The sequence below is a fragment of the Pedobacter sp. 01T416_2 genome (assembly GCF_056398925.1).
Genome location: NZ_JBFTQI010000763.1, coordinates 1 through 2,759, shown reverse-complemented (window position 1 = coordinate 2,759; position 2,759 = coordinate 1). Strand labels below are relative to the sequence as shown.

3 protein-coding genes are annotated in these 2,759 nt (G+C 42.1%); all 3 read right to left on the bottom strand.

The genetic code is table 11. The features are described from left to right. On the bottom strand, window positions 1-1,715 hold a 1,715-nt coding region (locus AC1DPQ_RS23730; RefSeq protein WP_477611073.1), incomplete at its 3' end, for a peptidoglycan D,D-transpeptidase FtsI family protein. Further along, on the bottom strand, window positions 1,705-2,127 hold the full coding sequence (locus AC1DPQ_RS23725) for an FtsL-like putative cell division protein (protein WP_108199761.1): 423 nt from the start codon (window positions 2,125-2,127) through the stop codon (window positions 1,705-1,707). The genes AC1DPQ_RS23725 and AC1DPQ_RS23730, both read right to left, overlap by 11 nt. Beyond that, a partial coding sequence (gene rsmH, locus AC1DPQ_RS23720) for a 16S rRNA (cytosine(1402)-N(4))-methyltransferase RsmH (RefSeq protein WP_477611072.1) occupies window positions 2,124-2,759 on the bottom strand: 636 nt, incomplete at its 5' end. The genes AC1DPQ_RS23725 and rsmH, both read right to left, overlap by 4 nt.

Below are 2,759 nucleotides of genomic sequence, written 5' to 3'. Positions count from 1 at the left end.
GCGATTTCCCTGAACACAGGGCCCGAAACCGTAGCACCATAATAAGCACCTTTTGGATCGTTAATTACCACGATTAAAGAATACTTAGGCTTATCAGCTGGAAAATACCCTACAAAAGAAGCCTGATATTGTTTTTTCCCTTTATATCCTTTATTTGCATCAGCCACCTGGGCAGTACCGGTTTTACCCGCGATCGGATATAGCGGATTATAAACGATCTGCTTTCCACTACCTTCCGTAACCACACCTTCAAGCATTTTCTTGATCTTGCTGAGGGTAACATCCGAACATATTTTATCGTTAATTACCCTTGCTTTAAACTGCTCGATCGGGTTCCCCAGCCTTCTGATCTCTTTCACAAAAATTGGAGCTACCATTTTACCATTGTTAGCTACCGCATTATACAATGAGAGCATCTTTAACGGTGTCAACATCATTTCGTAACCGTAAGCCATTTGCGGCAGCGTCATGTTTTTGTTCCAGCTTTTGTTCCCTTTAGGATTTTTGATCACCGGCATTGCCTCACCAGGAATCTGCAGTTCCATTTTTTTGTTCAGCCCCCAATCATATAGGTGATCTGTAAATTTCATCGGATCGCTGCCATAATGCGTGTTGATCAGCTTTGCGATTGCAGCATTGGAAGAGGTTTCAAAGGCTTTTTTTGCTGTAACCGTTTCAATTTTTGGATGTGAATCCGTAATCAGTTTTCCAGGGATCTGATAATAACCAGTACCGATCATGGTATTCGTATCGATCAATTTATCTTCTAAAAGCGCCATATAGGAAGCCAGTTTAAAAGTTGATCCCGGATCCTGGTTACCTGCAATGGCATAGTTAAATTTTTCTTTATACACCCCTTCTTCTACCTTAGAGAAATTGGCTACTGCACGGATTTCACCTGTTGCCACTTCCATCAGGATTACTGTACCATGATCGGCCTGCGATTTGATCAACTGCTTTTCCAACGCACTCTGGGCCAGATCCTGCATGTTCACATCAATGGTCGAAATAATATCAGCACCGTCTTTTGGCGCTACTTCAGCCTCCTCGTTTACCGGGATATAAACACCCCCAGCGATGCGCTGCATCAACCTTTTCCCGGTTTCGCCGTTGATATACTCTTTATAGGCACCCTCTAAACCCACACCGTTTTTAACATTTTCGTTTTTATACCCAATGGTACGGGCAGCCAAAGCCTGAAAAGGAAGAATCCGTTTATTCTGTTGAACGGCAATTAAACCGCCACTAAACTTACCGATGTTATATAATGGGAAAGTCCTGATGGTTTTAAGATCAGCATAACCTACTTTTCGGTGAATCAGCAAATAGCGCGAGCTGTCCTGACGGCCTTTACGCAGGTATCTAGCATATTCCTTAGCTGTTTTATCCTGAAAAATCTGCGAGAGTTTATAACCTAAAGAATCAACTTTTTCATTGAACACATCTTTATCAGCAATGCCACCGGCGAACATATCCATGCGCAGTTCGTATTCCGGTATCGAAGTAGCCAGTAAACTACCATCGTTAGAATAGATATTCCCACGGGTAGCCTCCACATTTACATATCGTGTAGAAAGACTATCTGCCATAGCTTTCCATTTTTTCCCTTGCACATACTGTACCTGACCAAGGCGTAAAAACACCGCGAAAGCAAAAAGCACAATTAAGCCAAATGCCAGATATACACGAAGCAAGATGTTTGCTCTAATATTCATCGCTTTTAACAATTATTTTTTTTGGTGGTTCAATCAGTTCTTTTATCCCAAGGGTATCTACCTTTTTGGCAACCTCTGTTAGTTTACTCTTGAACATCAGGTCGGCCTTAAGGGATTTATACTCCCATCTTAATTCTTTTACTTCTTTATTTAATTTATCAATCCGGCGAACATTGTTTACCGCAAAATGGCTGTTGGCAATGTAAATCATCCCCAAAAGCGCCAGGAAACACAAATAAGGCAAAGCATCAGTTGCCGCCTCTTTACTTACTAGTCCATCATTAAAAAGCTTGCTGATAAATGAATTGCTATCCATTTTTTCTTCAGCAGTTTTTGGCCTTTTGGGCGCAGCTTTTAACTCTGGTTCAGGCCCAACTTCCTCCTCCTCTATCTCTTCCCTAAACCTGTTCATATCTTTTCTGCTATTCTTAGTTTCGCACTGCGGGCCCTATTGTTTTGAGCAATCTCCTCATCAGTGGCAATTATCGCTTTGCGTGTAATTACATTAAATGGTTTCTGCTGATTTCCAAAAAAATCCTTTTCTACCTCACCCTGAAATTTGCCTTTCGCCATAAAGTTTTTAACCGGCCTATCTTCTAAAGAATGATAAGACATCACTACTAAATGACCGCCCGGCTTCAACACATCAGCAGCCTGCAACAAAAAATCTTCAAGCACCTGAATTTCAGCATTCACCTCTATGCGCAACGCCTGAAACACCTGCGCCAAATATTTATTCTCTTTTCCTTTCGGGATATAACCGGCAATTGCCGACTTCAAACTGTCGATATCGGTAAAAGGCTGCTCTAAACGCGAAGTCACGATGGCACGGGCCAGCGATTTAGCATTCTTCACCTCTCCATAAATCCCAAAGATTTTATGCAGCTTATCCTCTGTATAGGTATTCAATATTTCGGCAGCCRTTAAATCGCGATGCTGATCCATACGCATATCCAGATCGGCATTATGGCGGATAGAGAAGCCACGCTGTGGCACATCAAACTGATGCGAGGAAACCCCAAGATCAGCCAGAATACCATCAAC